The organism is Cyanobium sp. LEGE 06143, from assembly GCF_015207535.1.
In the GTDB taxonomy this organism is placed as follows: domain Bacteria; phylum Cyanobacteriota; class Cyanobacteriia; order PCC-6307; family Cyanobiaceae; genus NIES-981.
The window spans coordinates 1-2,314 of the sequence record NZ_JADEWP010000274.1; the positions used below are offsets into that span (position 1 = coordinate 1).

Sequence of the window (2,314 nt, forward strand, 5' to 3'; positions counted from 1 at the left end):
GTTAGTATCCATGTGCACGCGAAAGTTGCCATTAGGATCCTGCTGGACCTCCGGGGCGCTCCAGGCGCGCCGAACGGGCGCGCTCCAGGCGCGCCGAACGGGCGCGCTCCAGGCGCGCCGAACGGGCGCGCTCCCTGGCCCTCCCGTCCCTGGTTCAGCTCACCCTTTCTGGCTTCCTGGCGTGCCGACCCGGCAAACCTCCTCCAGCGGGCGTCCCAAGTCGCCCAGGATCCAGGTGGTGTTGCCTGAGGAGCTCTGTCAGCGGCTGGCTGCCCTGGCCGAGCAGGACTCCCGCACCGTGAGCAACATGGCCAAGGTGCTGATCCAGCAGGGGGTCGCCCGGCTGGAGCAGGCCCGCCGCGGCGGTGAGGGCGCGGGTCCCGTCAGTGCCGACGCCCTGCGCCAGCAGCTGGAGACCCAGGGACAGCAGCGCACCCCAAGACTGCGGGGCGCCCCGAAGCGGCTGCGCCTGCAGCGGCCGGGCCCGTCAGCCGGGAGCTGAGCCGGGGGGAGGCACCCACACCCCCAGCAGGCTGGAGCGCCGGGCACCGGTCACCGCAGGGGCGTTGCCCGGATGGCCTCGATGGTTCCACCAGGCCAGCAGGGCAAAGGCCAGGGCCTCACGGTCGCTGTCCTGCAGGCCGAAGTCGGCCAGCGGCCGCACGATCACGCCCCGGCAGCGCTGCCGCAGCTGCGCCACCAGCAGCTGATTGCGGGCACCGCCGCCGGCCAGAAGCAGCTCCACCGGCTGGGGGCCATGCCTCAGCTCCTGGGCCACGGCAGCCGCACTGAAGGCGGTGAGGCTGGCGAGCACGTCGGCCGCCTCCAGTTCGGCCGGGGCGCTGCTGGCTGCGGGGCTGCTGGCTGAGGCGAGGCCAACTGAGACCCTGAGATGCTGCAGCCGCCGCTCCAGATCGGTCCGCCCGAAGAGCTCCCGCCCGGTCGACTTGGGTGGGGCCTGCTGGAAATAGGGCTCCTGCAGCCAGGTCTCCACCACGGCGTGATCGATGTGGCCACGGCTGGCCCAGGCGCCGCCGGCATCAAAGCTGTGGCGCCCGCCACTGAAGCGCTCCACCGCCAGGTCCACCAGGGTGTTGGCGGGGCCGCAGTCCCAGCCCAGCAGGCTGGCGTGACGCTCGGGACCGTGGGCTGGCGGGATCAGGGTGAGATTGGCGATGCCGCCGAGGTTGAGCACCCCCCTCCAGCCGTCGATGCGCCCCAGCAGCGCCGCATCGGCGGGAGGCACGAGCGGGGCCCCCTGGCCAGCGAGGGCCAGGTCGGCGGCGCGAAAGTCGTGCACCACAGCTCGTCCCAACCGGGCAGCCAGCCTGGTGGCCTGCAGCAACTGCCAGCTGTTGCCCTCGCGCTCAGGCGCTGGAGGGCGGTGCCACACCGTCTGGCCGTGGCAACCCACCAGCTCCGCTTGGCCGTGGGGATCGCAGGCCAGGGCGGCCTCCGCCTGCACGTCGGTGACGGCTTCGGCCAGTTCGAGGATGGCTGCGGCACTGCAGGGATCCCCCTGGCCAAAGGCGATCAGCCGCTGGCGCAGGTCGGCGGGGTAGGGCACCGCTGCGCGGCCGAGCAGTTCCCAGCGGGGTGTGGTGGCGGGGCCAGCAAAGCTGGCCAGCACGGCATCAACGCCATCGGCACTGGTGCCGCTCATCAGGCCCAGCACCTTCATGGGGGAAGAGAGGGCCATGACGGCCCCGCTTCAGGTCAGCCTCACTTGTTGGGCTGAGGGGTCATCCGCAGGTAGGGCTTCACTTCCGTGACACCCTTCGGGAACTTGACGCGGGCTTCGTCTGTGGAGATGGAGGGCACCACCACACAGTCCTCACCGTCCTTCCAGTTCACCGGCGTGGCGACCTGGTGGTAGTCGGTGAGCTGCAGCGAATCGATCACGCGCAGGATCTCGTCAAAGTTGCGGCCCGTGCTGGCGGGGTAGGTGATCTGCAGGCGCAGCTTCTTGTTGGGGTCGATGATGAACACCGAGCGCACCGTGAGGTTGTTGAGCGACTTGGGATGGATCATCCCGTAGAGATTGCTCACCGTCTTGTCGGCATCGGCGAGGATCGGGTAGTCGACGCTGGTGCTCTGGGTTTCGTTGATGTCACCGATCCAACCCTTGTGGCTCTCGGCGGAGTCGACACTCAGGGCGATGGTCTTGACGTTGCGCTTCTCCCATTCGGGGCGCAGGCGGGACACGACCCCCAGCTCAGTGGTGCAGACGGGGGTGTAGTCGGCGGGATGGGAAAACAGCACCACCCAGCTCTCGCCGGCGTAGTCATAGAAGTGGATCGGACCCAGCTGGGAT

General features: G+C 69.7%; 3 protein-coding genes. 1 reads left to right on the top strand and 2 read right to left on the bottom strand.

Going from position 1 to position 2,314, the window contains the following annotated elements; translation table 11 throughout:
* Positions 1-181 precede the first annotated feature (181 nt).
* Positions 182-502 carry a hypothetical protein gene (locus tag IQ216_RS13455; protein ID WP_193815875.1) on the top strand — a complete coding sequence of 107 codons (321 nt, stop codon included), beginning with the start codon at positions 182-184 and terminating at the stop codon, positions 500-502.
* Here IQ216_RS13455 and IQ216_RS13460 read toward each other — a convergent pair.
* Together IQ216_RS13460 and IQ216_RS13465 are read right to left on the bottom strand one after the other, a co-directional pair.
* Positions 488-1,681, bottom strand: a complete 1,194-nt coding sequence (locus tag IQ216_RS13460) for an anhydro-N-acetylmuramic acid kinase (RefSeq protein ID WP_193815876.1) — start codon at positions 1,679-1,681, stop codon at positions 488-490. The genes IQ216_RS13455 and IQ216_RS13460 overlap by 15 nt on opposite strands.
* Positions 1,682-1,722: 41 nt before the next feature.
* Positions 1,723-2,314, bottom strand: a 592-nt coding sequence (locus tag IQ216_RS13465; RefSeq protein WP_370566754.1) for a peroxiredoxin, incomplete at its 5' end; no start/stop codon positions are given.